The organism is Rhodococcus sp. 7Tela_A2, from assembly GCF_049311045.1.
Classification (GTDB): domain Bacteria; phylum Actinomycetota; class Actinomycetes; order Mycobacteriales; family Mycobacteriaceae; genus Rhodococcus.
Map to the genome: position 1 here is coordinate 1 of NZ_JAXION010000042.1, position 24,397 is coordinate 24,397.

Genomic DNA, 24,397 nt, shown 5'->3' on the forward strand with positions numbered 1-24,397 from the left:
AGAAGATTTCGAACCAGATATTCAGGCGCTCTCGTCCAACCTCGTTTTCCCAGTCCCTGTAGGTCCGGGTCGGTGTCCGTGTCGCTCTGACTTGGATTAAGTTACGCGAGCACCCCCACAAACACCAAATCGCCAGGTCAACGCCGATTTGCAGGGAAGAACCCGCCTGTCGGTATGCGGGTGGCCCACCGCGGGCCCGTATAGAGAGGGCGATTTGTAGAGAAGGTGTCCATCTATAGGGACACAGGTACAGCACCTCCCCCGGATTCCGGGAGACAGCAGCAAGATGCCGAGCTCCGGGGCGTGATCCTGCGTCGGGTCACGGATGCCCCTACTACTCGAGTAACGTTCTCGCTTGAGTTGAGCGAGGAAGGGTGCCGTGACGTCGTCGGGGAACATGGTGGGGCTGTTCGCCGGAATCGGCGGCCTCGAGCTTGGGCTCGGGGAGAACGGGTGGAATACCGAACTCCTGTGTGAGGTCGACCCCGGTGCACAAGCGGTGCTGCGTGCCCGCTTCCCTGACGTTCCCCTCCATCCGGATGTCACCCAACTGCGTTCCTTGCCGCAGGGGACCGAACTGGTTGCGGCGGGCTTTCCCTGCCAGGACCTGTCCCAGGCCGGCCGTACCGCCGGCATCACCGGAACGAAGTCGAGCCTCGTGGACGAGGTGTTCCGTCTCGTCCGGCGCAAGAACGGGCCGCGCTGGCTCGTCATCGAGAATGTTCCGTTCATGCTGCAACTCAGCCGCGGTGCTGCGATGCGCCACATCACGGATGCGCTCGAAGACCTCGGTTACACGTGGGCTTACCGGGTGGTGGACGCTCGCGCCTTCGGGCTCCCCCAGCGTCGGCAGCGTGTGCTCATGGTGGCCTCCCGCACCGACGATCCGCGCGCCGTCCTGTTCGGGCAGGATGCCGGCATGCCGGTCGACGGGAACCCCGACCTGTTCCCGTGCGGCTTCTACTGGACGGAAGGTGTGCGCGGTTTGGGCTGGGCGGTCAACGCCGTGCCCACGCTCAAGGGCGGTTCGACTCTCGGTATCGCGAGTCCACCGGCCGTGCGATTGCCGTCCGGCGAGATCGTGACCCCCGGGCTGACCGATGCCGAACGACTCCAAGGATTCGACCCCGACTGGACCGCACCTGCCACGCAGGCGGTAGGTGTCCGGACCGGGCACCGCTGGCGCCTCGTGGGCAACGCCGTCAGTGTCCGGATGGCGACCTGGGTGGGACATCGCGTGAACAATCAGATCGACTACACCGCCGATCACGAAACTCCCCTCGAACCCGGCGATCCGTGGCCCACCGCGGCATGGGGTTCTCACCGCAAAGCATTCCGCGTGCACGAATCGCAGTGGCCCGTCCACGACCCCTACGAGGACCTCGGCGGATTCCTCGACGATTCGCGTCTGCTGTCCGCTCGCGCGACCGCCGGCTTCCTCCGGCGGGCACGGTCGGGCAGCCTCCGCTTTCTCCCAGGATTTCTCGACGACGTGGAGAACCACCTCGACCGCATGGGCGGCTTCCCGCAGGCCGCCGCGTAGGAGGTCGCGATGCCTCCGTCCGACGAACTCCGGCCCGCACGACCGCAGACGGACGCGCGTACCAGCGCACGGATGAGCCGGCAACGCCGTCGGGACACCGCTCCGGAAGTGGCGTTGCGACGCGAACTGCATCGCCGCGGTCTGCGCTTCTATGTGGACCGGGCGCCATTGCCCGGCGTGCGACGCCGAGCCGACCTGGTGTTTCCTCGCCGACGTGTCGCGGTGTACGTCGACGGCTGCTTCTGGCATCGGTGCCCACTGCACGCGACCGATCCGAAGAACAACGCCGAGTGGTGGGCCGACAAACTCGCAGGCAACGTCAAGCGTGACCGCGACACGGATTCTCGCCTGGCCGCTGCGGGGTGGACGGTGATCCGGGTGTGGGAGCACGAGGACCCGACGACGGCCGCCACGCGAGTCGCGGAGGCGCTCACACCCCCGCCCGGACCCCCACCGGAATCACCTGCCCGTTCTCCTCTGGACGACTCCGATACAGATTGAGCAGTAATTCGGATGCGCGCGCGGGCACGACCGCGTTTCACTGGAGTCATGGCCGAGCAGAAACGACGGATCCAGCGAGGCACCCGGCCACTGTTCAACGATTCGATGACCGGCAAGTCGGACTTCGTTCTGGTCATCGCCTTCGCTGCGCTCGCTGCGACGACGTGGTGGCTCCTGTTCTGAACTCGTGCGCCGACACCGTCCGGGTCAGGCCTTGGTGAGTTCCGCATACCGCGCGATGTGGTGGTCCGCGGTACCGAACTCGTACTCGATCGCCGTCAACCGCTTGAAGTAGTGCCCGACCGCGAGTTCCTCGGTCATGCCCATTCCCCCGTGCAGCTGGACGGCGTTCTGCCCGATGAAGCGCGCGGCACGGCTGATAGTCGCCTTCGTGGCCGAGACGGACCGCGCGCGGACGAGATCGTCCGCCTCGAGGTGCATGACGGCCAGGTACACGGCCGATATCGCTTGCTCGAGTTCCATGTACATGTCGACCATGCGGTGTTGCAATGCCTGGAAGCTGCCGATCGGGTGACCGAACTGCCGGCGTTGTTTCGTGTACTCGACGGTGTCGGCGAGCACCTTCCGCATGACGCCGACCGCTTCTGCCGCCACCGCGGTGGTGGCTTCGTCGATCCCCAGGGACACCGACCGCCACGCGCCGCCCTCGTCACCGAGCAGAGCGTCCGCGGGGACGCGCAAACCGGAGAAGGTGAGATCCGAGGCGCGGCGATCGTCGATGGTTCGATACGAGTGCGTCTCCACTCCGGCCGGAGGGTTCGCAGGATCGAACTCGACGAGGAAGAGCGACAACCCTGCGGTGTCGCGGCGGTCACCTGCTGTGCGGGCGGTCACGAGGAGATGTGTTGCCAGCGGAGCGCTGGTGACGACGATCTTGGCACCGTCGATCACCCACTCGCCGCCGTCCCGGCGCGCGGTGGTCGTCAGGTCGTGGAAGTCGTAGCCACTCGTCGGTTCCGTTGCCGCGAAGGCGGTGACCGCCTCCCCCGAGGCGATCGCTTCGAGTACTGCGTGTGCCCGGGGCCCGCCGGCGCGGTGGAGCATCCCGCCCCCGAGCACAACGGTGTCGACATAAGGCTCGACGACGAGGGCGTGCCCCAGAGCTTCGGCCACGACCATCAATTCCACCGGGCCGCCGTTCATTCCTCCGACGTCTTCCGGAAGAGTGGCGCCGAGGATGCCGAGTTCTTCGGACAGCGCGCGCCACACGTCGGGTTGCCACCCCGCGCCGGTGGTCGCTGCCGTGCGACTCCGGGCCAGGTCGTACCGGTGTGCGAGAAACCCGGTGACCGAATCGCGGAGAAGTTCTTGCTCTTTGCTCAAACCGAAGTCCATCAGAGCCCCAATGCTGCTTTGGCGAGGATATTTCGCTGAATCTCGTTGCTACCGGCATAGATCGAGCCGGCGCGGTCGTTGAAATAGCGCAGGGGCGCTACCGCTTGCCAGTCTTCGCCACTGACGTAACCGTCGGCGGGCGGTTCGTAGTCGGCGATCGGGCCACCGGGCGCAGTGACGTGCGGTTGGTACACGCGCCCCCGTGGGCCGGCAGCCTCGAGAGCCAATTGCGTCAGCGTCTGGCTGAGCTCGGTGCCGAGCACTTTGAGCATGGATGACGCCGGGCCCGGGTCCTTACCTGCGGACAGCGCTGCGAGGGTGCGGTATTCGAGGATCTCCAGTACGTCGGTACGGATACGGGCGTCCGCGAGTCTGGCGGCGAACGCGGGATCGTTGACGAGCGCGCGACCGCCGGGGCCGGGTTGCCCGGCTGCCGCGACCGCGATGCGCTCTGCGAGGACCTGGAGTGCGGGCGCAGCAGCTGCTCCGCCTCGCTCGAACACCAGCAAGTACTTCGCGACGGACCAGCCGTGGTCGATCTCGCCCAGGACGTTCTTCTTGGGGACACGCACGCCGTCGAAGAACACCTGGTTCTGGACCTCTTCGCCGGAGGTCATCACCAGGGGTCGGATCTCGATGCCCGGCGAGGTCATATCGATGAGCAGGAAGGTGATGCCCTGCTGCTTCCGTTCGGTTCTGGTGGTCCGCACGAGCGCGAACATCCAGTTCGCCTCCGTCGCGTGGGTGGTCCAGATCTTGCTTCCGGTCACGACGAGATCGTCACCGTCGTGCACAGCCGCCATGCTCAGGGAGGCGAGGTCGGAACCGGCTTCGGGTTCCGAGTAGCCCTGGCAGAAGAAGACGTCACCGGTGAGGATTCCGGGCAGGAAGTAGTCCTTCTGTGCCTGCGTGCCGTACGCGACGATCGCATGCGCAACCATCCGGATACCCATCGGCGACAACGACGGGGCACCGGCGAGGATCGATTCGCGACCGAAGATGTAGTGCTGCGTCTGCGTCCAGTCGCATCCTCCGTACTCCACCGGCCAGGCCGGCGCCGCCCATCCCCGCTCGTGGAGGATGCGCTGCCACTCCATGCTCGCCTCGTGGTCGGAGTACACGCTGGTGGCCAGCCTGCCGGCACGTCTCAGGTCGGGGGTGAGCTTCTCGTCGAGAAAGGCACGGACCTCGTCTCGGAAGGCGGCGTCGGCGTCGGACCACGCAAGTTCCATGTCTTCTCCCCCGCAGAGCGCGACCGCCAGCCGCTGGCTGATCGTGCGAATCGTCGTTAACTTCTAGGCACCGTCCCGGAATCTACTGTCGTTCGCACGGCCTCGTCAATACATCCTTTGGGCCGGTACCGGCGTCGTTTTGCTCCCCCCCGAACCCGACCAGCTCCGGGCGGGCAGTCCGCCAGGGGTGAGATGCCGGATTCACTCGCAGGCCTGTCGGCGCCGCACCGCACGTGACCAGTGGTGACTGCGGTCACAACATCCGGTAGAACAGTCTTCTGACAATGGAATAACTGCACTCTCCGATTGGATGATCATGACTCTTGCAGAGTGCCGGCGCACGGAGGTAGTCCGTTGAAGTTCTGGACCGGGACCGCATTCATGAAGACGACCGAAATGCCGGCGGTGGCGACCATGCTCGACCAGGCAGGGTTCCACGGCGTGCTCGTCTCGGACCACCTGATCTATCCGAAAGAGATGAAGACCGTCTACCCCGGGCACGAGAGCGGAAAGATGTTCTGGCACCCGGAGACGGACTGGCCCGACGCGTGGGTCCTCATCGGAGCCATGGCAGCCGTCACCCAGAACCTGCACTTCGGCAACAACGTCTACATCGCGCCGTCGCGCCCACTTCTCGAGGTCGTGAAACAGGTGGGCACCGCAGCGGCTATCTCACACGGCCGCGTGTCCATCGGCCTCTCTGCCGGTTGGATGCGCGAGGAATTCGAGTTGCTGGGCCAGGACTTCGACAACCGTGGCCCGCGCCTCAACGAGATGATCGAAGCGCTGCGCGCACTGTGGAAGGGCGGATGGGTGTCCTTCAAGGGCGAGTACTACGACATCCCCGAGATGACGATCGAGCCGCACCCGCCTGCACCCGTACCGATCCTGTGCGGTGGAGAATCCACTGCCGCACTCAAGCGAGCCGCCCGCTACTGCGACGGCTGGGTCGGCACGGCGTACACCATCGACGACGCCGAGAAGTGGATCGAGCGGATCAACGGTTACCGGCGCGAATTCGGACGTGAGAACGAACCGTTCGACATCATCCTCGGTCTGCGCGACCAGCCGTCCACCGAGCTGTACAAGCGGGCCGAGAAGATCGGGATCACGGGCGTGATGTGCTCGCCGTGGGCCAACTGGGAAGCAACCCACTCCGGCGACCACGATCACCTTCTCGGGACCGCGGAGCGCTACCGCGAGCCCATCGAGCGATTCGCGGAGGAGATCATCGCGAAGCTGGTGTGACACGACCCGCAGTGCGAGAACACCCCGCCGACAATGCCGGCGGGGTGTTCTTGTGCGTGCGCCCGAAGGGATTCGAACCCCTAACCTTCTGATCCGTAGTCAGATGCTCTATCCGTTGAGCTACGGGCGCAAGTTATTCAATTGTCGTCAGTGACGGTACACCAACTGGCGGAGGCGAGAGGATTTGAACCTCCGGTCCCCGGTAAGGGGGACAACTCATTAGCAGTGAGTCCCATTCGGCCGCTCTGGCACGCCTCCTCGGGGATTCGAAGCTCTCGAACCGCCGGGACGAAAGATTACACATGCACCGCACCGAAACGCAAAACGGCTGGTCAACGCAGGTGAGTGTCGAACCAATCGTAGATGCGGCGCCGCGCGTCGACGATCGCCGCTTCCGCGCGATCGGTCTCGGGATCGAGGGAGTCGTGCACGACCGGCGGCTCATCCGGCCGGTGGGCGAGCCCTTCGTAACTGACCACAAGCGCCGGCGCATCCGACCGGCCCGCAGCCTCACGCAAGGCGGCGACCTCCGACGGTGGAGTCTTCGGGTCGTCGTCGCCGTACAGTCCGAGCCACGGCGCCCGGAGCGACCCGACGATGTCGACGAGCGACCGCGTACCGCCCTGCGCGGTCTGCACGATGCCGGGCGAGGCCACGCTCACGACGGCACCGACGACCCGCTCCGCGGCAACATAGAGCGCGGCCGTGCCCGCATCGTCGAACCCGAGCACCCCGATCATGTCGGGGCCGATCCCTTGCCCGGCGATCCACCGGAAGGTCGCGTCCACGTTCGCGTAGAACTCGTCCCCGAACTGCTCGGCGTTCTCCGCACTACGAGCATCCTGTGTGGGCTCGGGCGCGACGACGAGCCACCGATCGTCGGCGAGCGTCTCGATGAAGTCGCGGAGGGCAGGCGAGAGTCCGTGGGAGCGGTGCAAGACCACGATGCTCCCGCGCGGCCTCGAATCCGGACGAACCACCGTCAGCGGTACATCCCCGGTACCACCGATCCGCGGCGCAGCATCATTGCTGGTTTCCGGCATGGTGTCCACGATGACACGCCCACCGAGTACCCGCACGGAATCGTCGGGAGCATAATCGGCTGGTGACCCCTCGGACCCGACCCGACCTCGCCTCGATCCCGGCCTACGTTCCCGGACGCACGTTTCCCGGCGCTGTGAAGCTCGCCAGCAACGAGACGACCGCCGGCCCGTTGCCCTCCGTGCGCGAGGCCATTCTCGAAGCCGCCGCCGACGTGAACCGGTATCCGGACAACGGCGCCACGGCGTTGCTCGCCGCGCTGTCGGAGCGGCTGCAGGTCCCCGTCGAGAACATCGCGGTCGGCTGCGGATCGGTGAGCCTGTGCCAGGAGCTCGTGCAGGTCACCTGCGAGCCCGGCGACGAGGTGATCTTCCCGTGGCGATCGTTCGAGGCGTACCCGGTGGTCGTGGCCGTCGCAGCCGCAACCGCGGTCCCCGTGGCGAACACCCCGGAGCACGGCCACGAGCTGAAAGCGATGCTCGCGGCCATCACCGACCGGACCCGCCTGATCTTCATCTGCAATCCCAACAATCCGACCGGCTCGCTCCTCGGGAAGAAGGAACTCGAGCAGTTCCTCGACGAAGTCCCGTCCGACGTCGTCGTCGCACTCGACGAGGCGTACTTCGAGTATGTGCGGCCCGCCTCGGACGACGACTTCGCAGACGGTCTCGACCTGGCGAAGAACCGCCACAACGTGGTTGTACTGCGGACGTTCTCCAAGGCGTACGGACTTGCGGGCCTTCGGGTCGGGTACGCGGTCGCCGGCCCCGAACTCACCGCGGCCATGAGCAAGGTGCACACCCCGTTCTCGGTCAACACGATCGCGCAGAAGGCTGCCATCGCGTCGCTCGAGGCCGCCGACGAACTGCTCGCGCGCACCGAACATGTCGTCGCCGAGCGTCACCGCGTGCGCGATGCGCTGCTCGACGCCGGCTACGACGTGCCCGAGAGCGGTGCGAACTTCCTCTGGCTGCCTCTCGGCGACCGGTCTGCGGCCTTCGCCGAGGCGGCGGCAGAGGCAGGCGTGATCCTGCGGAACTTCACCGGTGACGGCACGCGCGTGACGATCGGCGACCCGCACGAGAACGATCGGTTCCTCGCCTTCGCGACAGGACCGGGGCGGGCACTCGCAGGGCTCGCCTGACCTGTGACGAGACCCAACCGTTATCCCTAGGTATCGGTGACGTGACCCTGCGCTGACACACTCGGGCGGTTGATACGGACCCGACTCGGAGGCGCTGCATGGTTGGAGGCATGGCACGCCGTGCCCTGTCCGCCTGCGCACTCGCGGCAGTCGTGTGTGCAGGTACCGGTGTCGCACCCGCTGCTGCGGAACCCCCGAACGTGGTGCCGGTGCGCCTGATCGCCTTCGGCGATCTCCACGGCAACCTTCTGCCGCCGCAGGGACCGCGCAGTGAGGTCGTCAGGTCCGACGGAACCTCCGTCGCCGCAGGTGGGGTGGCGCATCTCGCGGCCTACGTGCGTCAGCTACGGGCACAAGCAGACCATTCGATGCTGTACGCCGTAGGCGACACGTGGGGGTCGTCCCCGCTCGAATCGGCGATGTTCCACGACGAGCCCACCATCGAGTTGCTGAACGATCTCGACGTCACGGCCGCCGCACTGGGCAATCACGAACTCGACCAGGGATACGCTGAGCTGACCCGTCTGCGTGACGGAGGCTGTCACCCCGACGACGGGTGCCGTTACGGCGAGACGTTCGAGGGTGCCCGCTTCCCCTTGCTCGCCGCGAATCTCACGACCGACGACGGGACGCCTGCCGCGCTGCCGTTCAGCATCAGCTATGTCGACGGAATCCCGGTCGGCACCATCGGCGTGCTTCCCAGCAACACGCCGGACTTCATCCGGTCCGACTCCATCGCGGGCCTTCGATTCGGCGACGAGATCGAAGCGGTGGACCGAACTGCCGACCTACTCGATTCGCTGGGGGTCCGCGCCGTCGTGCTGCTCTACAAGGGCGATATCGGCGCCGGTGGGCAGAACGACCCCTGCAATCCCGTCGACGGGCCGGCGAACGTCGTCGCCACCGCTGTGTCCCCGAAAGTCGATCTGATCGTCACCTCGGATGGTGACAAGCACTTCAACTGCACATATCCCGATCCGCTCGGCCGGCCACGGACCGTCGTGCAGGGCGCCTCGCACGGGCGCATCATCTCCGTCGCAGACCTCATGATCGACCGCGAAACCCGCGACGTACTGCGGGATCACACGCTGGCTTTCACCCAGGTCATCACCCACGACATCGAACCCGACCCACAGACCCAGCAGTTCGTCGAACGCGCAAGCGAAATGTCCGACGCGGTCGCCGGTCGCCGCGTGGGTTCCGCCTCGGCGGACATCACCCGAGAAGCGGGTCCCAGCGGCGAATCCGCCCTCGGCAACCTCGTTGCCGATGCCCAGCTCGCAGCAGCCCGATCAGTGGGAGCGCAAGTGGCACTGACGAATCCAGGCGGCCTTCGCAACGACCTCATCTGCGGAGAAAACGGAGTCGTCACGTACGGGCAAACGTATGCAGCACAGCCTTTCGGCAATCGCCTCCAAGTGCTCGAACTCTCCGGCTCCCAACTCGACGAACTTCTCGAGCAACAATTCCAGAAGACGGCGAACGGCAACGCCCTCGAATGGATTCTCGCGCCGTCACACAACTTTCGATACACGCTCGACCGGATCGCTCCTCCGGGCGATCGAATCCGGGACCTCACGATCGACGGGGAGCCGGTCGATCCCGAACAGCACTACCGCGTGGTGGTCAACGACTTCCTCGCGGAAGGTGGTGACGGCTTCGACGTCTTCACCCACGCCCGGCACCGAACCGGCGCCGGAGAGGAACTCGACGCTCTCAACGCCTATTTCGCGGCCCACGATCCCGTCGTCCCGCCCACAACAGACCGCATCCACATGCACTGAGCCGCGAACCTACAGTTGGAGAGCGGCTTTCAGCGTCGGCCACGCGGTCTTGATGTCGTCCTGCCAGTATGCCCACGAGTGGGTACCCCACGGCCGGTATACGACCTGCGCCGGAATATCGAGCTGCCGCAGGCGACGGTCGAAGGTCACCGTGCACGCCAACGTGCCGACTTCGAGCGGCGTACCGCCGGTCAACACTTCCTCACCCGAACCGAAGTCGTAGGGGCCTACGAGACCGTTGCCCGTACTGAGGAAGATTTCCTTGCCACGCAACCGCTCGGCGAGCAGGTACGAATCGTGTTCCTCCCAGACGGGGTCACCGGGAGGGCCCCACATGTTGTCCGGGTTCCCGCCCTTGTAGGCGACGGTTCCGCGCACCGAGTCGCGGGACGACTCACGCGAGGTATCGAAACATCCGCTCAGCGCCGCAACGCCTCGATACAGATCGGGGTGTCGCGTGATCAGGCTCATCGCCCCGGTCGCCCCCATCGACAATCCGGCGACCGCGTTGACCCCGTTGCCGTGGAACCGTGCATCGATGAGCTGCGGCAGTTCCTGCGTCAGAAACGTCTCCCACTTGTTGACGCCGAGCACCGGGTCGGGATTCCGCCAATCCGTGTAGTAACTCGCCGTGCCGCCGATCGGGAGCACGACGTTGACGTTCTTGTCGGCGACGAACTCCTCGATGTCGGTGCGCTGAGTCCACGTGCTCTCCCTGAACTCGGACTCCTCGCCCGCGCTGACGCCGTCGAGCAGGTACAACGTCGGTCGAGGGCCGTCCCCGGCGGGATGGAGCACCTGCACGCGGACCACGCGCTGCATCGCGGGCGAGAACACTTCGACGTCCGTCCGCTGTTCGGTGATGACCGTCGCCGTGCGCTCGATCGCCGCGACAGGCGCCGGCTGGGCGTGCGAGAGCGACGGAATTCCTACTATCGACATCGCGACCACACCGAGCGCGGTGATGAACCTTTTCAGCATCGAGCTCCCCGTCCCCCGACGACATGGATCCTGATCCCAACTCGGCCGCGCATGCGCGGTCAAGCTCACTGGTAGCGGCCCTAGTCCCCTTCACCGAGATCGTGACCGGTCCCGGGCAGCGCGCAGCGCCGGCGGCGCCGGCTGGTGCATCCATGTTTCCCCGGATCGCGTGCGGGGAAACCCCTGGAACATGACCGTACTCGTCGTAGCCGGGAGCAACCGAGGAGTGACTCACCAGGTCGCGCAAGTGATCGCCGAGTCGCTCGGTACACGCGATATCGAGGTCACGTTGGGCGGGAGCAGCGATCTCGACCGCGTGGCGGAGTTCGAGGCGATCATCATCGGCAGCGAAGCCGAGAGCGGGAAATGGCCCGCTGCCACCGGAGATCTGTGCCGCCGTTACGCGGACGCCTTGATTCAGCAGCAGGTGTGGTTGTTCTCCGCGCCCGTGGAGGAGAACAGCGCCATCCGCGGCGAGGTGGAAGTGCCCGAACTCCTGGCGGCTCTCGCCGCGCGCGACCACAAGTATTTTCCGACTTCCGACACCGACGAAGTCATGACGTGGACGTCGCTCATCGCGGAAGAACTCGAAGGAAACAGCTGACACGTCCCCGGGACGACAAGTCCTTCGCCGGGTCGGAGAAGGACAACACCCGGGTGCCGATCTGGTGGCCCGCACGCTCGGTGTCACCTTCGCCCCGAGGCCCGATACGCCGGTCGTCAAGGTGGAGAGGCCGCCGGAGAAGGTGCAGTACGCCCCCGCGCAGCAGGCCACCTCGGACACGGCTCGATGCGTTGCGATAGACCGGGGAAAGTCGACGCTCAGGCGCGACCACCTCACTGATCGCGATGGACGTGTCCACGACGATGCCGAATGGAGCCCGCCGACAGCGGTTACACAAGACCGAACGTCGCGCGCGCCAACGCAGTCACCACAGCGGCGGCAATGATCACCACCAGCATCGGAGCCCGAAACCAGGCCAGCACCCCGGCAGCCCCTACCCCAAGCACCCGAGCCCAGCCGGCAAACCCTTGGTCTTGCAACAGTGCGGTCGTCGCCATGACACCTGTCAGCAGAAGGATCGCCGAATCATCGATGAGTTGTTTGGCACGTGGTGATTCGGTCAAGCTGGCAGGCAGCGCGGGCCCCACCCAGCGCAGGACATACGTTCCCGCGGCGAGAAAAGCAGCTGCAGCGCAGATTACCCACAGATCACGCATCCTCGGCCTCGGCTCGCTCCGCGTCGACGGCGGGATCGATGGGTCGGGGGCGCATCAGAGGGAGGGCTAGAACAGCCAGCACCGGGGCGATGCCTTCGGGAAGGACGAGGGCGGCACCGACCGCGATCACCGCGGCTGCAAGACAGCCGTAGCGAGTACGAGGATCGCGTATCCCCGACATGATCAAGGCAAGTATCACAGCGGGGAACATGGCATCGAGACCGATGATTGCGACGTCGAACATGCGGCCGATGACGGATCCGAGCAGGGCGCCTACGGGCCAAGTGATCAGAATACCGAGCCCGGACCAAGTGTAAGCAAGGCGACGCGCGGCAGGGGTCTGCTGGGCGGCGGCGAACGCTACGGTTTCGTCATTCACTAGATGAATTCGCGCGTACCGCTTCCAGCCGGTGCCGAGTACATCGGTCGCGGCGAGGCCGTAGGGCAGGTGACGAGAATTCACGGCCAGGGCTGCGGCAGCAGCGATCCATGAATTCGCGCCGCCGGCGAGCAGGCCTACGAACAACATTTCCGAGGAAGCAGCGAGAACGAAAAATCCGACCACGGGAGCAAACCAGGTCGGCAGGCCGGCGTTCACCGACATCGCGCCGTACGCCACGCCGACGACAAAGACGGCGCTGGCGACCACCGCTGCTTCGTACAGCAGGCGACGCCGAGAATCGGCGATCGACTCTGGCACTCAGACTCCTTTCGGGGGCGCCATCCGATATCCGCGACCGTGCGGTTGCTGCGCTCGCAGCGAACCATAAGAGTCCGCATCGCGCGAGGGCATACGCGGTCCTGCGGTCCGAGGGACGCTTTATCGCTGACAGCCATGGTGAGGTTCAACTCTCGGTAGTGAGCAATTTGCATCGTCGGCACCAGCGCCAAGAGTAGGAACCCGTGGGCAATGGGGCACCGGACGGATCGTTAGCGGCTTCGACGGAATCAGCATGAATCCATTCCCGGTCTCCGGTCACCTCGGCGAACTGGTCGACCATCGGCTGAACTTCCTGTAGCCATCCGCTCACACCAAGATGTTCGCCTTCCGCGGTTACAAAATCGGCGGCGCTGTTGATCTGATGCGCCAACTCACCGAAAAGGCCGCCGCCTACTACCGCGACAACGGCACCGGTGTCATCCTGATTTCGGCCCTCATAATCGTGTTTCCCGTCGCGGAAAGTACCGGACGTGTCGATCCGCCTCAGTGTCCGATGAGAGCGCCCACTCGGCAATCGGTATCGACGATTTTTGCAATCGCCTTCGCTGACGAGATCGAGACTGCGACCGTGCACCGCGTTTGGATGACGTTCGGCTACTAGCCGATTCGACGTTCCGTGGGTTCACGCGGTGATCGCAACACCACTGATCAGAAGGGTTGCGCATGGTTGCCTATTCTCACCGGATGGTTCCTGAGATCTTTCAAACGTTCTGGGCGGGGATGGCCGCAGGCGAGTTCATCACGGACGCCACGGCAGCGGCCGGCACGTTCACGAAGCAGGGCACCAGATGGCTCGCCAGTTGCGGCGGAGTCCGTCCCCGCCGAGGTCGTAACCTCAAGGGTCGGTGCTTGACATTCGCGGAGCGCGAAGAGATCGCTATAGGTATCGCTGCAGGTCACACCCTGCGTCACATTGCTAAAGCCCTGAATCGGAGCCCCTCGACGATTTCGCGTGAGGTCGCACGCAACAGTGAATCGTGCGGGAGGTATCGAGCGCGATCTGCACACGCAGCGGCCTACCATCGGGCCTCCCGGCCCAAGACATCCAAACTCGCCACCAATTTGTCGCTGCGCCAGAAGGTCGAAGAATCCCTGAACAAGCGTCATTCTCCCGAGCAGATCGCAGGCCGACTACGACTCGAATACCCCGATGATCCACAGATGCGAGTGAGTGCCGAAACCATCTACCAATCGCTCTATCAGCCCTCACGTGGCGGCCTCGAACACACACTCACCCGATCCCTGCGGACCGGTCGAAAGCTGCGCCGACCATGCCGGAAAGCCGGCCAACGCAAGAACCGAATTCCCGACATGATCAACATCGCAAATCGTCCAAAAGATGTGAAAGACCGTGCTGTACCAGGGCATTGGGAAGGTGACCTCATTGTCGGCAAACGAAATCTGAGCGCAATCGGCACCCTCGTCGAACGGGCCACCGGCATGGTCGAGCTCGTTCACCTGCCCGACGGATACAAACCCGAACACACTGCCCGTGCGTTGACCGACCAGCTCGAGACTCTTCCTACCATCCTGCGGCGAACATTGACGTGGGACCAGGGTTCTGAGATGCGGGACTGGAAAGAGGTCAGTGCTGCTACCGGGATCGACATCTACTTCTGCGATCCGCACGCACCCTGGCAGCGTGGGACCAACGAAAACACGAACGGCGAACTCCGTCAGTATTTCGCCAAAGGCTCGGACCTGGGGGAATACTCGAAAACGGATCTGGAATGGGTCTCACAGCAACTCAATGAACGCCCGCGTAAGCAGCTGGGATTCCACACACCTGCCGAGGAGATGGAGCGCTTGTTGCTGCAACAGCCCGATGGCGGACAGCCCGACCTTCTGCCTGTCACCGTGTAGGCACAATCCCCCGGGGATAGGCTGGGCGCAGCCGTAGCGCACCCGACGTCGAAAGGGATCCATTGGTATTCGACAGGATTCAACGACGCACGCATGATTCGGCGGCCTACCGCGTGTTCGCGCTGATCGGAATCGCCGTCGGCGTGGTGGTATATGGGGCTGCGTTCTTCATCAACGCGCCGATCAAGGTCTGCATGGATCAGGTGACACCAGGTGCAGCAGAGTCTGGTCTTTGGGTGGCAACAGCAGCGAGCTTCAGTAAGACGTGGGTAGGTATTGTCGCGTCTCGTTGCGAGATGACGTTCACCCCGGGCGTTCATGTCGATGACCTCGTCGTGGAATGGGGCCCGTCATTTGTCGCGATCGCTGGCCTTATCGTCGCCGTATTCTCGCTGTGGATCTGGTTGCGCGTACGCCGCGGGCGTTGACGAGCGAGGCGTAAGAGGTCACTGTCATCGTGGTTTCGATGAAGCAGCTCGCGGACGCCTAAGCTATCTGATGTCCATCGAAGCTTCGAATGTCTGGTGTTGCGATGACCGCGAGAATCCACCGTTCCCTGAACGGAACTCCTGTCAGCGACCCACACGGATCCGGAACATTGCCTGGTGAGGCGTCCGCTCGCGCCGGCGGCCACGGACTGCGCGGCCAGGACGAGATCCTCGACTTCTGGCTCGGTGTGGTTCTCGACTACCTCGGCGTCCTCCCCTGACAGTGCCGCCGACGCCGAACGCGGCATCGCGATCATGCCCGCCAGCGCACTCGCCGACCTCATGGGAGGGGTCTCGTTGCCCTCGGACCCGCCAGAGAATGATTGATGCCCGCCATCATCTGTCACGAGGTCCGCAGAAATTTCGGGGACGTGCACGCCGTCGACGGAGTGGACCTCACGATCGACGAACATCAGATCTTCGGCCTACTCGGACCGAACGGCTCCGGGAAGACCACCCTGCTCAACCTGTTGCAGGGGATCGATCGGCCGACCGCCGGTGAGGTCAGCGTCCTCGGACTGGATCCCATCCGGGACTGGAGTCTGCTCGCGCCGCGCATGGGAACCCAACTGCAGGAGGCGACGCTCATTCCGCGGCTCACCGTGCGGGAGGCGCTGAGCACCTTCGCGTCCTTTTACCCGCACGCGCGGGACGTGGACGAGGTTCTCGGCGAACTGGGGTTGACGGACAAGGCGACCTCCCGCGTCGAGAAGCTCTCCGGAGGCCAGCGGCAGCGGGTGTTCATCGCCCTCGCCCTGCTCCACGATCCAGAGCTGCTCTTCTTCGACGAACTGACCTCGGCCGTGGATCCCCGCGCCCGCCACGCGATCTGGGACATCCTGCGGAACCTCGCACGCCGGGGGCCGCACCATCGTGCTGACCACCCACTCGATGGAGGAGGCCCAGGCGCTCTGCGACCGGATCGCGATCATCGACGCAGGACGGATCATCGCGGAGGGGGCACCTTCCGACCTCATCGCTGAGCACGCGGGCGGCTCCCGGCTCCTGCTCCGTGCCGACGGCGTGGTGGACGAGGGCGCTCTCCTCGATATCGACGGGGTCAGCTCCGTCGGCCACGACCGCGACCACCTCTTCGTCACCGGAACGGGTCAGTTCGCCGCCCGGGTGATGGCCGATCTCTCCGCCCAAGGGGTGGTGGTCACAGACATGTCGATACAGGAGGCGACCTTCGAGGACGTCTTTCTCGCACTGACCGGGCGAACGATGCGAGAGGGCGAGTGACATGCGTGGCTACGGCAGTTTGACGACGGCGTTCTTCAAGTCCCAGCTCAGGGAACCGGTCGGGTTCTTCTTCCTCCTTGTCTTCTCTCCCGTGGTGTTGCTCATCCTCGGTCTCGTCTTCGGCAACGAGCCCGCGCCGGAATTCGGGATGCGCGGCTTCGTCGACAGCATGCTCCCCGGGCTCGCGGTGATCTCGATTCTGATCGTCGGTGTCGTGTCGGTCCCGCAGAACCAGCTCATCCTCCGTGCTAGCGGAGCCCTCACCCGGCTACGCGTGACGCCGCTACGACCACGCACCTATGTCGCCGCCGATCTCACCGTCCACTTCGTCCTCGGAATCGTCGGTTCGCTGCTCACCCTGGTGGTCGGTCTCGTGGTGTTCGGCGTCGAGCCACCCGATCACCTGGTGATGGTGATACTGGCGCTGGTGCTCGGCCTGGTCGCGATGCTGGCGATCGGCTACACGCTCGCCTCGATCTACCCGAGCGTGGGCGCCGCGACGGGCGTCGGCAACGTACTCATGATCGTTCTCATGTTGAGTTCCGGCGCGTTCTTCCCCGCTGACGGGCTCAATGACGGGGTCCGCACCGTGATGAACTTGTGGCCTGTGTACCACCTAGCGGAACTCGTGAGGGCCTCGTGGACTGGAGGACCGTGGCCGTGGGTGTCCGTAGCGGTGCTGCTCGGTGTGGCAGTGGTGTTCGGCATTCTCAGCACCGTGCTGTTCCGCTGGGATAAGGGACGGTAGTTCGTCAGCGACCGCAAAAAGGCCCTGAACTGGCGGCTTACACCAGATCAGGGCCTTTCCCCACGGCGGAAGCGGAGGGATTTGAACCCCCGTTGGTTTTACCCAAGCTCGCTTTCAAGGCGAGTGCATTCGGCCGCTCTGCCACGCTTCCGTCGCAAATCCTAACCGCATCCGTGCTCTAGTGGTCGGCGAGGGCTTCGTCGATCCGGCCGAAGATCTGCGCGAGTGCTTTGACCTGGCTCTTGGAGAGCCGGTCGATGAGGTTGTTGCGGACGGCGCGGACGTGGGTGGGGGCCGCTTCGGCGAGCCGCCGACGTCCTTCATCGGTGACCGACGCGAGAACCCCCCGACCGTCCTCGGGGCACGACCCGCGCACGACCAGATTCTGTTCCTCCATGCGACGGATCTGATGGGTGAGACGGCTGCGCGACGAGAGGACACCGTCGGCGAGTTCACTCATACGCAGCGAGCCGTGCTCGGACTCGGACAGCAGGACCAGGATCCGGTACTCCGCCAACGACAATCCGTGTCGCTCCTGCAGGTTTCGGTTGAGCACATCCATCAGGCGGGCGTTGCCGTCCATATAGTTGCGCCAGGCGGTCTGCTCTTCCGCGGTCAACCAGTTCGGCTCGTCCTGTTCGCTCGTCACCCCGAAAGTCTAAGGCGGACTCGGGCGCGGAGGTTCTCCCGGCGAAGCGACCTGCGCGCCGAGATGGGATGACCACACCGCGGGCCGCACACGCTAGCGTCGGGGTCATGCACGCAATCGTCGTTACCGAACCCGGTGGTCCCGAAGTTCTCCGGTGGGCAGAGTGTCCCGATCCCACGGTCGGCCCCGGACAGGTCCTCCTCGATGTCGCAGCGACCGCCGTCAATCGTGCGGACCTTCTGCAGCGCCGCGGGCTCTACCCCCCGCCGCCCGGAGCCAGCGAAATCCTCGGACTCGAATGTTCCGGCCTCATAGCCGAACTCGGTGAGGGTGTCAGCGGATGGAACATCGGTGATCGTGTGTGTGCGCTCCTGACCGGCGGTGGTTACGCCGAGCAGGTCGTGGTGCCCTCCGCCCAGTTGTTGCCCGTGCCGGCCGGTATGGACATCGCCGTGGCTGCGTCGCTCCCGGAGATCGCCTGCACGGTGTGGTCGAACGTGGTGATGACCGCGGGACTCGAACGCGGCGACGTGCTGCTCGTGCACGGTGGTGGCGGGGGTATCGGCACGCACGCGATCCAGGTGGGTAAGGCGCTCGGTGCCAAGGTCGCGGTCACCGCGTCGGCCGGCAAGCTCGAGCGGTGCCGGGAACTCGGCGCCGATCTGGCAATCGACTACCGCAGCCAGGATTTCGTGGCCGAGGTGCGCAACGCGTTCGGTGGTGCCGACGTGGTGCTCGACAACATGGGTGCGGCGTATCTGTCCCGCAACATCGACGTGCTCGCGCCGGACGGACGACTCGTCGTCATCGGCATGCAGGGTGGCACCAAGGGTGAGATGAACTTCGGCAAGCTCCTCGCCAAGCGCGGACACGTGATCGCGACGGGCCTGCGCGGCCGTCCGGACACCGGCAAGTCGGGTAAGAGTGCAATTGTCGCCGCGGTGCGTGAACACCTGTGGCCGCTGATCGAGGAGGCGAAGGTGCAGCCGGTGGTGCACGCCGAGTTGCCCATCACAGAAGCTGCGCGGGCGCACGAGATGCTCGACAGTCCCGACACTGTCGGCAAGGTGGTGCTGCGGGTCGCCCGGACCTGACCGGTCAGAGGTTGCGTAGCTCGCGGACGAGCTGGTCGATGTCGAAGCTGGTGGTGTACGGGGCGAGACCGATGCTCACGGCACCGCCTTCGTCGCTCACTCCCAGGGAGTCGAGCAACCGGCTCGTTCCGCGGGTGCTCGCCACCGTCTCGATTCGCCGGTCGGCCAGGTGTGCGGCGACCTTCTCCGCAGGTATGCCTTCGACGGTGAAACTCAAGGTGGGGACCCGGCTGGGCGCCTTGCCCAGCACCATGACACCGGTGAGACTGTCGAGCTGCCTGAGCAGCCGGTCGAACAAGCCGTCCTGATAGTCCTGCATCGAGCTGATCGACGTCTCCAGGCGGTTCCGGCGGCTGCCGGACGCCGAGTCGTCCAGCGAGGCGAGGAAGTCGATGGACGCGGGCAGCCCGGCCAGCAGGCCGAACTGGTGTCCGCCGACCTCTAGCCGCTCGGGACCGCGGGCATGCGGATCGAGCGACATCGCGGGCACGCGATCGAGGTGAGAGGGATCGCGGAAGACGAGAGCACCGATTTGTGGTCCGCCCCATGCTGCGGCATCGATGCTGAGAATGTCCGCTCCCAGATCCTCCATGTCGATGTGGGCGTACGGGGCCGCCGCGGCCGCGTCGACGACCATGAGCCCGCCGACGTCGTGGATGAGGTCTGCGACGACGCGCACGTCGGGCGCCGAGCCGACGATCGACGACGCCGCCGTCAGTGCGACCAGCCGGGTCGTGGGCGTGATGAGTTCCTCGTATTGCCAGGTGGGCAGATCGCAGGTGTCGATCTCGATCTCGGCCCAGCGCACCTGGGCGCCGTACCGGCTCGCGACACGCAACCACGGTGCGATGTTGGCTTCGTCGTCGAGGCGGGAGAGCACCATTCCGGTCCCCAGGCCGAGCCGGGAGCTGAGCGCTTCCGCGAGCCACGCCAAGAGCACCGAATGGCTCGGGCCCAGCTGGTGGGCTGGCTGGAAGGGTTGTTCCACGGCATCCAGACGGCGTTGTTCGCCCAGCAGATGGCTGCCCGCGCACAACTCGAGCAGATGCGGCAGGGCGCGCTTCCACCCGGGCTGGGCGGAGCGGTCTCCCGCGGCGGCGAGCAGCCGGGTCACGGCCCCGGGCACCCCGGCACCGGGCAGTACCTGTAGGTGCGCGGGGTACCCTCGGTACCCGTGTCAGCCTCTGGAGCCACATCGTGACCCGTGTCAGCATCGAAACGCGCGACGCGTGCGTCGACTTCCCGATCTTCGACGCCAAGACGCGGTCGCTGAAGAAGGCGTTCCTCGGTAAAGCGGGCGGTTCGATCGGCCGGAACAATTCGGACGTCGTGGTGGTCGAGGCCTTGCGCGACATCACGATGTCGCTGAAGGAAGGCGACCGCGTCGGACTCGTCGGCCACAACGGTGCCGGCAAGTCCACGCTGTTGCGCCTGCTGTCCGGCATCTACGAGCCCACCCGCGGATTCGCACAGGTCAACGGCCGGGTGGCGCCCGTGTTCGACCTCGGTGTCGGCATGGACCCGGAGATCTCCGGCTACGAGAACATCATCATCCGCGGCATGTTTCTGGGCATGAGCCGCAAGAAGATGCTCCAGAAGGTCGACGAGATCGCCGACTTCACCGAGCTCGGCGACTACCTCAACATGCCGCTGCGCACGTACTCGACGGGCATGCGCGTGCGCGTCGCACTCGGCGTGGTCACCAGCATCGATCCGGAGATCCTGCTGCTCGACGAAGGCATCGGCGCAGTCGATGCGGAATTCATGAAGAAGGCGCGGGTCCGGTTGCAGGACCTCGTCGCGCGGTCGGGCATCCTCGTCTTCGCGAGCCACTCGAACGAGTTCCTGGCGCAACTGTGCGACCAGGCGATGTGGATCGATCACGGGCAGATCCGTGAGCGTGGCGACATCGAGCACGTCGTGCGGGCGTACGAAGGCGACGAGGCCGGCGACCACGTCCGCACGGTTCTGCACGACCTCGCACTCGAACGTGAACGCAGCGCCCTGCGCAACGGCGCCGACGCGACGGCCACGTCAGGCACCAAGAGTGTCTGACGAACGCATCATCGGGGTCGTCGTCACCCATCGGCGCCGGGAACTGCTCGCCGAGTCGCTGAAGGTGCTGTCCACCCAGACCCGCCCGCTCGACCATCTCGTCGTGGTCGACAACGCCGACGAGGACGCCGTGCGCGAACTCGTCGAAGGCGCCGACGTGCCCACGACCTATCTGGGCTCCCAACACAACCTCGGCGGTGCGGGCGGTTTTGCGCTGGGCATTCTGTACGCACTGTCGCTCGGGGCCGACCGGGTCTGGCTCGCGGACGACGACGGTCGCCCCGAAGGACCCGAGGTGCTCGCGACACTCCTCGAGTGCGCGCAACGCAACGGCCTGGCCGAAGTGTCGCCGGTAGTGTGCGACATCGCCGAACCCGACCGCCTGGCGTTCCCGTTGCGTCGCGGGGTCGTATGGCGGCGCTGGCGTCACGAACTCGGCGACGAAGATCTGCTTCCCGGTATCGCGTCGCTGTTCAATGGCGCGCTGTTCACCGCCGCCGCGATCGACGCCGTGGGCGTTCCCGATCTGCGGCTGTTCGTACGCGGCGACGAGGTGGAGGTGCACCGGCGTCTCGTGCGCTCGGGCCTGCCGTTCGGCACCTGCCTGCAGACCGCGTACCTGCATCCCGACGGAGCCGACGAATTCAAGCCGATCCTCGGTGGCCGGATGCACACCCAGTATCCCGACAACGAGACCAAGCGGTACTTCACCTACCGCAACAGGGGTTACCTGCTGTCACAGCCCGGACTCCGGAAGCTGTTGCCGCAGGAGTGGATTCGTTTCGGGTGGTACTTCCTGGTGACGCGCCGCGACCCGGCGGGCCTGCGTGAGTGGATGCGGTTGCGCAAGCTCGGGCGCGAAGAGAAGTTCGAGCGACCCCACCAGTAATCCTCCCCCGCAAGGTATCCCGCAATTCCGCTCACAGGCGGTGGCAGCTCGACCTACACTTGCCGCCACCGTCTCTGGGAGCCTGCGATGACATCTCGTCTCGACTCACCGTCAACACTCTGCGAAGCTTTTCAATCCACCGCCGCCGCGTATCCCGACCACGTCGCGCTGCGAACTCCGGACGATTCCGTTCACTACACGTGGCGGGAGTACTCGGAGAAGGTCCGCGCCCTGGCCGCCGGTCTCGCCGGTCTCGGCGTCCGGCACGGCGACACCGTCGGCATCATGCTGACGAACCGCCCGGAATTCCATCTCGTCGACACCGCTGCCTTCCATCTCGGCGCGGTACCGTTCTCGATCTACAACTCGCTGACCGCCGAGCAGATCACCTACGTGCTCGGCAACGCCGGCAACCGGGTGATGATCTGCGAGGAGCAGTTCGTTCCCGTGCTGCAACAGGCGATCGGCGAGACGAAGGTCGAGCACCTGGTGTGTATAGACGCGAAGCCCGACGGCACCCTCTCCCTCGAGGACGTCGAGGCCGCCGCCGACGAGTCGTTCGACTTCGAGGCCGCATGGAAGGCCGTTCAGCCCTCCGACCTGCTCACGCTCATCTACACCTCGGGCACCACCGGGCCGCCGAAGGGCGTGGAACTCACCCACGCCAACCTTCTCGCCGAACTCGCTGCCACCACGACTTTCCTGCCCACCGGACCCGACGACCGCATCGTGTCGTACCTGCCCGACGCGCACATCGCGAACCGCTGGGGCTCGCACTACTCGAGCATCTACAGCGGCATGCAGATCACCACGCTCGACGACCTCAAGAAGGCCATCGCGGTGCTGCCGAGCGTGCGACCGACGCTGTTCGGTGCGGTCCCGCAGGTCTGGTACAAGGTGAAGGCAGCAATCGACAAGACCCTCGCCGAAGAATCCAGCCCGGTGAAGAAGAGGCTCGCGTTCTGGGCGATCGAGGTGGGGCGGAAGGTCGCTCGATTGCAGTCCGAGGGCAAGCCTGTGCCGAAGGCCCTCGAGTTGCAGCACGCGCTCGCCGACAAACTGGTGCTGTCGGCCGTACGCAAGAAACTCGGTCTCGACCAGGTACGCGCTGCTGTGACGGGCGCCGCCGCGATCTCACCCGAAGTACTCGAGTTCGTGCTGGCGCTCGGCATCCCGTGTTCCGAAGTGTGGGGTATGTCGGAGACATCCTGCGTGGTGACCATGAACCGGCCCGGAAAAATCCGGATCGGCACCGTCGGCCAAGCCGTCCCCGGCGTCGAGATCAAGACCGCCGACGACGGAGAGCTCCTTGTCCGCGGCCCGCTCATCATGCGGGGATACCGCAACGACCCGGTCAAGACCGCGGAAGCCGTCGATCCCGACGGCTGGCTGCACACCGGCGACATCGCTCGGATCGACGAAGACGGTTACGTGACGCTCATCGACCGCAAGAAGGAACTCATCGTCAACGCGGCGGGCAAGAACATGTCCCCCACCAATATCGAAGGCGCGCTGCGGGCCGCGTGCCCGATGCTCGGCGGCGCCGTCGTCATCGGCAACGATCGGCCGTACATCGTCGCGCTGCTCGCCCTCGATCCCGACGCACTCCCCCTCTTCGCGGAGCAGCACGGGCTCAGCGGGTCGCACGAAGAACTCGCGCAGCACCCCGCCGTCCTCGCCGAGATCGAGCAGTCGGTGAAAGAGGCGAACACCAAACTGTCGCGTGTCGAGCAGATCAAGAAGTACACCGTGCTGTCGACGGTGTGGGAGCCGTCGGGCGACGAACTGACGCCCACGATGAAGCTCAAGCGCAAGCCGATCGACGCCAAATATGCGGCGGAGATCGACGCGCTGTACGTGACCGCGTGACGTGATCGGCGCGGTGGACGGGGATCGACGCGTGTAGTTTCGCGCGCTGATCCCCGTTCAGCGCGTGGATTCCATCTGAAGGTCAGACTGCCTCGTCGGCCGGGGCACTCGCGATGCGGTCGAGGGCGGCCCGGGCGAGCCACGTGTTGTGGTGGTCGTCCGATTCCATCCCCTCGAGTTGGTCCGCCAGCCGGCGAATCGGGCGGCCGCTTCCGGAGAGTTCTTCGAATGCACCGAGAGACGAGTCGTCGAACAGGTCCACCACCACGACGACGGCGTCCGATGCGTCGGACTCGTCGGGAAGGAAGCGCACGGCGGGAAGAGCTTTTTTCACGGCGCCGAGCGACGTACCTGCTTCGTCCTCGAGTGCCGAACGTGAGACGGCGACGGACGCGAGGCAGGTCACCGATCCGTCGGCGCCCGCTGTGGGTTTGTCGAGCCGGAGGACTTCGGTCGATCCGACAGCCAGCGAGAACAGCGGCGTGGCGTCGCCGGAACCGGGAAGGCAACTCACCGTCCATCGCTCGACCTCGCCGGCTGCCGCATCCTCGAACGCGGTGTCCAGGTAATAGGCGAGCAGGTCGAGGGACATCTCGTACAGGTCCTCGTCGCGCCGAAGCTCCTCGAAGTTCTCTTTCGATGCTGCCGGGTTCGTTGCCATCATTCTCCTGCTCGTACGAAACGATCCGTGTCGAGCCTACGAGTTCCCCACGTCGTGAGGCACGGCA

Annotated in this window: 26 protein-coding genes, 3 tRNA genes and 2 pseudogenes; 19 read left to right on the top strand and 12 right to left on the bottom strand. The window is 65.3% G+C overall.

Annotated elements, in window-relative coordinates:
• Nucleotides 1-397 precede the first annotated feature (397 nt).
• Genes TVH25_RS10160 through TVH25_RS10170 form a run of 3 tightly spaced genes read left to right on the top strand, consistent with a single transcriptional unit; the run spans nucleotide 398 to nucleotide 2,227 of the window.
• Nucleotides 398-1,543 carry a DNA cytosine methyltransferase gene (locus TVH25_RS10160; protein WP_169621050.1) on the top strand — a complete coding sequence of 382 codons (1,146 nt, stop codon included), beginning with the start codon at nucleotides 398-400 and terminating at the stop codon, nucleotides 1,541-1,543.
• A 9-nt stretch (nucleotides 1,544-1,552) separates the two neighbouring features.
• Nucleotides 1,553-2,044 carry a very short patch repair endonuclease gene (locus TVH25_RS10165; RefSeq protein WP_422424034.1) on the top strand — a complete coding sequence of 164 codons (492 nt, stop codon included), beginning with the start codon at nucleotides 1,553-1,555 and terminating at the stop codon, nucleotides 2,042-2,044.
• 48 nt (nucleotides 2,045-2,092) lie between these two features.
• A complete protein-coding gene (locus tag TVH25_RS10170; protein ID WP_277350459.1) occupies nucleotides 2,093-2,227 on the top strand; it encodes a hypothetical protein in 135 nt (44 codons plus the stop codon).
• A gap of 24 nt (nucleotides 2,228-2,251) precedes the next feature.
• Here the strand turns inward: TVH25_RS10170 and TVH25_RS10175 are convergent, their stop codons facing one another.
• Both TVH25_RS10175 and TVH25_RS10180 read right to left on the bottom strand, forming a co-directional pair.
• Nucleotides 2,252-3,400 carry an acyl-CoA dehydrogenase family protein gene (locus tag TVH25_RS10175; RefSeq protein WP_422424035.1) on the bottom strand — a complete coding sequence of 383 codons (1,149 nt, stop codon included), beginning with the start codon at nucleotides 3,398-3,400 and terminating at the stop codon, nucleotides 2,252-2,254.
• Nucleotides 3,400-4,632, bottom strand: coding sequence for an acyl-CoA dehydrogenase family protein (locus tag TVH25_RS10180; protein ID WP_422424036.1), 1,233 nt, complete (start codon nucleotides 4,630-4,632; stop codon nucleotides 3,400-3,402). Before TVH25_RS10180 ends, TVH25_RS10175 begins: the two co-directional genes overlap by 1 nt.
• Before the next feature lie 354 nt (nucleotides 4,633-4,986).
• On the opposite strand from TVH25_RS10180, the gene TVH25_RS10185 reads away from it, so the two are divergent.
• Nucleotides 4,987-5,880: a TIGR03619 family F420-dependent LLM class oxidoreductase gene (locus TVH25_RS10185; protein ID WP_169620745.1), complete on the top strand. Its 894-nt coding sequence runs from the start codon at nucleotides 4,987-4,989 to the stop codon at nucleotides 5,878-5,880.
• Nucleotides 5,881-5,937: 57 nt separating this feature from the next.
• On the opposite strand, the gene TVH25_RS10190 is transcribed toward TVH25_RS10185, so the two are convergent.
• The 3 genes from TVH25_RS10190 to TVH25_RS10200 all read right to left on the bottom strand — a co-directional run bounded on the left by TVH25_RS10190 (nucleotide 5,938) and on the right by TVH25_RS10200 (nucleotide 6,824).
• Nucleotides 5,938-6,010 (bottom strand) — tRNA-Arg (locus TVH25_RS10190).
• A gap of 36 nt (nucleotides 6,011-6,046) precedes the next feature.
• Nucleotides 6,047-6,138 (bottom strand) — tRNA-Ser (locus TVH25_RS10195).
• Between the two features lie 74 nt (nucleotides 6,139-6,212).
• The gene (locus TVH25_RS10200) at nucleotides 6,213-6,824 is read right to left on the bottom strand and encodes a dienelactone hydrolase family protein (protein ID WP_422424037.1); all 612 of its coding nucleotides are present in this window, start codon (nucleotides 6,822-6,824) and stop codon (nucleotides 6,213-6,215) included.
• Between the two features lie 161 nt (nucleotides 6,825-6,985).
• Here TVH25_RS10200 and hisC point away from each other — a divergent pair, with 161 nt between their 5' ends.
• On the top strand, nucleotides 6,986-8,065 hold the full coding sequence (gene hisC / locus TVH25_RS10205) for a histidinol-phosphate transaminase (RefSeq protein ID WP_296551684.1): 1,080 nt from the start codon (nucleotides 6,986-6,988) through the stop codon (nucleotides 8,063-8,065).
• Nucleotides 8,066-8,175: 110 nt separating this feature from the next.
• On the top strand, nucleotides 8,176-9,849 hold the full coding sequence (locus TVH25_RS10210; RefSeq protein ID WP_378528623.1) for a bifunctional metallophosphatase/5'-nucleotidase: 1,674 nt from the start codon (nucleotides 8,176-8,178) through the stop codon (nucleotides 9,847-9,849).
• A 9-nt stretch (nucleotides 9,850-9,858) separates the two neighbouring features.
• Here TVH25_RS10210 and TVH25_RS10215 read toward each other — a convergent pair whose 3' ends face one another.
• Nucleotides 9,859-10,830, bottom strand: a complete 972-nt coding sequence (locus TVH25_RS10215) for an alpha/beta hydrolase (RefSeq protein WP_378528622.1) — start codon at nucleotides 10,828-10,830, stop codon at nucleotides 9,859-9,861.
• Between the two features lie 190 nt (nucleotides 10,831-11,020).
• On the opposite strand from TVH25_RS10215, the gene TVH25_RS10220 reads away from it, so the two are divergent.
• Nucleotides 11,021-11,434 carry a flavodoxin domain-containing protein gene (locus TVH25_RS10220; RefSeq protein ID WP_422424039.1) on the top strand — a complete coding sequence of 138 codons (414 nt, stop codon included), beginning with the start codon at nucleotides 11,021-11,023 and terminating at the stop codon, nucleotides 11,432-11,434.
• A gap of 290 nt (nucleotides 11,435-11,724) precedes the next feature.
• Here TVH25_RS10220 and TVH25_RS10225 read toward each other — a convergent pair whose 3' ends face one another.
• Together TVH25_RS10225 and TVH25_RS10230 are read right to left on the bottom strand one after the other, a co-directional pair.
• Nucleotides 11,725-12,051: an AzlD domain-containing protein gene (locus TVH25_RS10225; protein WP_422424040.1), complete on the bottom strand. Its 327-nt coding sequence runs from the start codon at nucleotides 12,049-12,051 to the stop codon at nucleotides 11,725-11,727.
• A complete protein-coding gene (locus TVH25_RS10230; protein ID WP_422424041.1) occupies nucleotides 12,044-12,700 on the bottom strand; it encodes an AzlC family ABC transporter permease in 657 nt (218 codons plus the stop codon). Before TVH25_RS10230 ends, TVH25_RS10225 begins: the two co-directional genes overlap by 8 nt.
• A 388-nt stretch (nucleotides 12,701-13,088) precedes the next feature.
• Here TVH25_RS10230 and TVH25_RS10235 point away from each other — a divergent pair, with 388 nt between their 5' ends.
• The 7 genes from TVH25_RS10235 to TVH25_RS10265 all read left to right on the top strand — a co-directional run bounded on the left by TVH25_RS10235 (nucleotide 13,089) and on the right by TVH25_RS10265 (nucleotide 17,113).
• Nucleotides 13,089-13,373 (top strand): hypothetical protein, encoded by a 285-nt coding sequence (locus TVH25_RS10235; protein WP_422424042.1) that lies wholly within the window; start codon nucleotides 13,089-13,091, stop codon nucleotides 13,371-13,373.
• A gap of 62 nt (nucleotides 13,374-13,435) precedes the next feature.
• The gene (locus TVH25_RS10240; protein WP_422424043.1) at nucleotides 13,436-14,635 is read left to right on the top strand and encodes an IS30 family transposase; all 1,200 of its coding nucleotides are present in this window, start codon (nucleotides 13,436-13,438) and stop codon (nucleotides 14,633-14,635) included.
• Nucleotides 14,636-14,697: 62 nt separating this feature from the next.
• On the top strand, nucleotides 14,698-15,063 hold the full coding sequence (locus TVH25_RS10245; RefSeq protein ID WP_422424044.1) for a hypothetical protein: 366 nt from the start codon (nucleotides 14,698-14,700) through the stop codon (nucleotides 15,061-15,063).
• 104 nt (nucleotides 15,064-15,167) lie between these two features.
• Complete coding sequence (locus tag TVH25_RS10250; protein WP_422424045.1) at nucleotides 15,168-15,344, top strand: hypothetical protein; 177 nt, start codon at nucleotides 15,168-15,170, stop codon at nucleotides 15,342-15,344.
• A 105-nt stretch (nucleotides 15,345-15,449) separates the two neighbouring features.
• The gene (locus tag TVH25_RS10255; RefSeq protein WP_422424046.1) at nucleotides 15,450-16,106 is read left to right on the top strand and encodes an ABC transporter ATP-binding protein; all 657 of its coding nucleotides are present in this window, start codon (nucleotides 15,450-15,452) and stop codon (nucleotides 16,104-16,106) included.
• Nucleotides 16,107-16,146: 40 nt separating this feature from the next.
• The gene (locus TVH25_RS10260) at nucleotides 16,147-16,365 is read left to right on the top strand and encodes a hypothetical protein (RefSeq protein WP_422424048.1); all 219 of its coding nucleotides are present in this window, start codon (nucleotides 16,147-16,149) and stop codon (nucleotides 16,363-16,365) included.
• Between the two features lies 1 nt (nucleotide 16,366).
• On the top strand, nucleotides 16,367-17,113 hold the full coding sequence (locus TVH25_RS10265) for an ABC transporter permease (RefSeq protein ID WP_422424049.1): 747 nt from the start codon (nucleotides 16,367-16,369) through the stop codon (nucleotides 17,111-17,113).
• 66 nt (nucleotides 17,114-17,179) lie between these two features.
• On the opposite strand, the gene TVH25_RS10270 is transcribed toward TVH25_RS10265, so the two are convergent.
• Together TVH25_RS10270 and TVH25_RS10275 are read right to left on the bottom strand one after the other, a co-directional pair.
• Nucleotides 17,180-17,264 (bottom strand) — tRNA-Ser (locus TVH25_RS10270).
• A 27-nt stretch (nucleotides 17,265-17,291) separates the two neighbouring features.
• The gene (locus TVH25_RS10275) at nucleotides 17,292-17,696 is read right to left on the bottom strand and encodes a MarR family winged helix-turn-helix transcriptional regulator (protein WP_169652343.1); all 405 of its coding nucleotides are present in this window, start codon (nucleotides 17,694-17,696) and stop codon (nucleotides 17,292-17,294) included.
• A gap of 173 nt (nucleotides 17,697-17,869) precedes the next feature.
• On the opposite strand from TVH25_RS10275, the gene TVH25_RS10280 reads away from it, so the two are divergent.
• Nucleotides 17,870-18,856: an NAD(P)H-quinone oxidoreductase gene (locus tag TVH25_RS10280; protein ID WP_422424050.1), complete on the top strand. Its 987-nt coding sequence runs from the start codon at nucleotides 17,870-17,872 to the stop codon at nucleotides 18,854-18,856.
• 4 nt (nucleotides 18,857-18,860) lie between these two features.
• On the opposite strand, the pseudogene TVH25_RS10285 reads toward TVH25_RS10280, so the two are convergent.
• Nucleotides 18,861-19,817 (bottom strand): annotated as a pseudogene (locus TVH25_RS10285) (aminotransferase class V-fold PLP-dependent enzyme); the annotation flags it as partial.
• Here TVH25_RS10285 and TVH25_RS10290 point away from each other — a divergent pair.
• The 4 genes and pseudogenes from TVH25_RS10290 to TVH25_RS10305 form a co-directional block, all read left to right on the top strand.
• A pseudogene (locus tag TVH25_RS10290) lies at nucleotides 19,791-20,006 on the top strand (proteasome activator); the annotation flags it as partial. The pseudogenes TVH25_RS10285 and TVH25_RS10290 overlap by 27 nt on opposite strands.
• Nucleotides 20,007-20,050: 44 nt before the next feature.
• Nucleotides 20,051-20,911: an ABC transporter ATP-binding protein gene (locus TVH25_RS10295; RefSeq protein WP_169621053.1), complete on the top strand. Its 861-nt coding sequence runs from the start codon at nucleotides 20,051-20,053 to the stop codon at nucleotides 20,909-20,911.
• Nucleotides 20,904-21,800, top strand: a complete 897-nt coding sequence (locus tag TVH25_RS10300; protein WP_422424051.1) for a glycosyltransferase — start codon at nucleotides 20,904-20,906, stop codon at nucleotides 21,798-21,800. The genes TVH25_RS10295 and TVH25_RS10300 overlap by 8 nt, the downstream gene beginning before the upstream one ends.
• An 87-nt stretch (nucleotides 21,801-21,887) precedes the next feature.
• A complete protein-coding gene (locus TVH25_RS10305) occupies nucleotides 21,888-23,669 on the top strand; it encodes an AMP-dependent synthetase/ligase (protein ID WP_422424052.1) in 1,782 nt (593 codons plus the stop codon).
• 82 nt (nucleotides 23,670-23,751) lie between these two features.
• Here TVH25_RS10305 and TVH25_RS10310 read toward each other — a convergent pair whose 3' ends face one another.
• Nucleotides 23,752-24,333: a hypothetical protein gene (locus TVH25_RS10310; RefSeq protein ID WP_422424053.1), complete on the bottom strand. Its 582-nt coding sequence runs from the start codon at nucleotides 24,331-24,333 to the stop codon at nucleotides 23,752-23,754.
• Nucleotides 24,334-24,397: the final 64 nt, after the last annotated feature.

What these genes read in the sequence shown, in the direction of transcription:
- TVH25_RS10275 (WP_169652343.1), bottom strand. Translation starts at nt 17,696, where the DNA reads ATGGACGGCAACGCCCGCCTGATGGATGTGCTCAACCGAAACCTGCAG.
- TVH25_RS10235 (WP_422424042.1), top strand. Translation starts at nt 13,089, where the DNA reads ATGTTCGCCTTCCGCGGTTACAAAATCGGCGGCGCTGTTGATCTGATG.
- TVH25_RS10180 (WP_422424036.1), bottom strand. Translation starts at nt 4,632, where the DNA reads ATGGAACTTGCGTGGTCCGACGCCGACGCCGCCTTCCGAGACGAGGTC.
- TVH25_RS10160 (WP_169621050.1), top strand. Translation starts at nt 398, where the DNA reads ATGGTGGGGCTGTTCGCCGGAATCGGCGGCCTCGAGCTTGGGCTCGGG.
- TVH25_RS10240 (WP_422424043.1), top strand. Translation starts at nt 13,436, where the DNA reads ATGGTTGCCTATTCTCACCGGATGGTTCCTGAGATCTTTCAAACGTTC.
- TVH25_RS10225 (WP_422424040.1), bottom strand. Translation starts at nt 12,051, where the DNA reads ATGCGTGATCTGTGGGTAATCTGCGCTGCAGCTGCTTTTCTCGCCGCG.
- TVH25_RS10265 (WP_422424049.1), top strand. Translation starts at nt 16,367, where the DNA reads ATGCGTGGCTACGGCAGTTTGACGACGGCGTTCTTCAAGTCCCAGCTC.
- TVH25_RS10170 (WP_277350459.1), top strand. Translation starts at nt 2,093, where the DNA reads ATGGCCGAGCAGAAACGACGGATCCAGCGAGGCACCCGGCCACTGTTC.
- TVH25_RS10250 (WP_422424045.1), top strand. Translation starts at nt 15,168, where the DNA reads ATGACCGCGAGAATCCACCGTTCCCTGAACGGAACTCCTGTCAGCGAC.
- TVH25_RS10280 (WP_422424050.1), top strand. Translation starts at nt 17,870, where the DNA reads ATGCACGCAATCGTCGTTACCGAACCCGGTGGTCCCGAAGTTCTCCGG.
- TVH25_RS10210 (WP_378528623.1), top strand. Translation starts at nt 8,176, where the DNA reads ATGGCACGCCGTGCCCTGTCCGCCTGCGCACTCGCGGCAGTCGTGTGT.
- TVH25_RS10215 (WP_378528622.1), bottom strand. Translation starts at nt 10,830, where the DNA reads ATGCTGAAAAGGTTCATCACCGCGCTCGGTGTGGTCGCGATGTCGATA.
- TVH25_RS10255 (WP_422424046.1), top strand. Translation starts at nt 15,450, where the DNA reads ATGCCCGCCATCATCTGTCACGAGGTCCGCAGAAATTTCGGGGACGTG.
- TVH25_RS10175 (WP_422424035.1), bottom strand. Translation starts at nt 3,400, where the DNA reads ATGGACTTCGGTTTGAGCAAAGAGCAAGAACTTCTCCGCGATTCGGTC.
- TVH25_RS10305 (WP_422424052.1), top strand. Translation starts at nt 21,888, where the DNA reads ATGACATCTCGTCTCGACTCACCGTCAACACTCTGCGAAGCTTTTCAA.
- TVH25_RS10310 (WP_422424053.1), bottom strand. Translation starts at nt 24,333, where the DNA reads ATGATGGCAACGAACCCGGCAGCATCGAAAGAGAACTTCGAGGAGCTT.
- TVH25_RS10220 (WP_422424039.1), top strand. Translation starts at nt 11,021, where the DNA reads ATGACCGTACTCGTCGTAGCCGGGAGCAACCGAGGAGTGACTCACCAG.
- TVH25_RS10165 (WP_422424034.1), top strand. Translation starts at nt 1,553, where the DNA reads ATGCCTCCGTCCGACGAACTCCGGCCCGCACGACCGCAGACGGACGCG.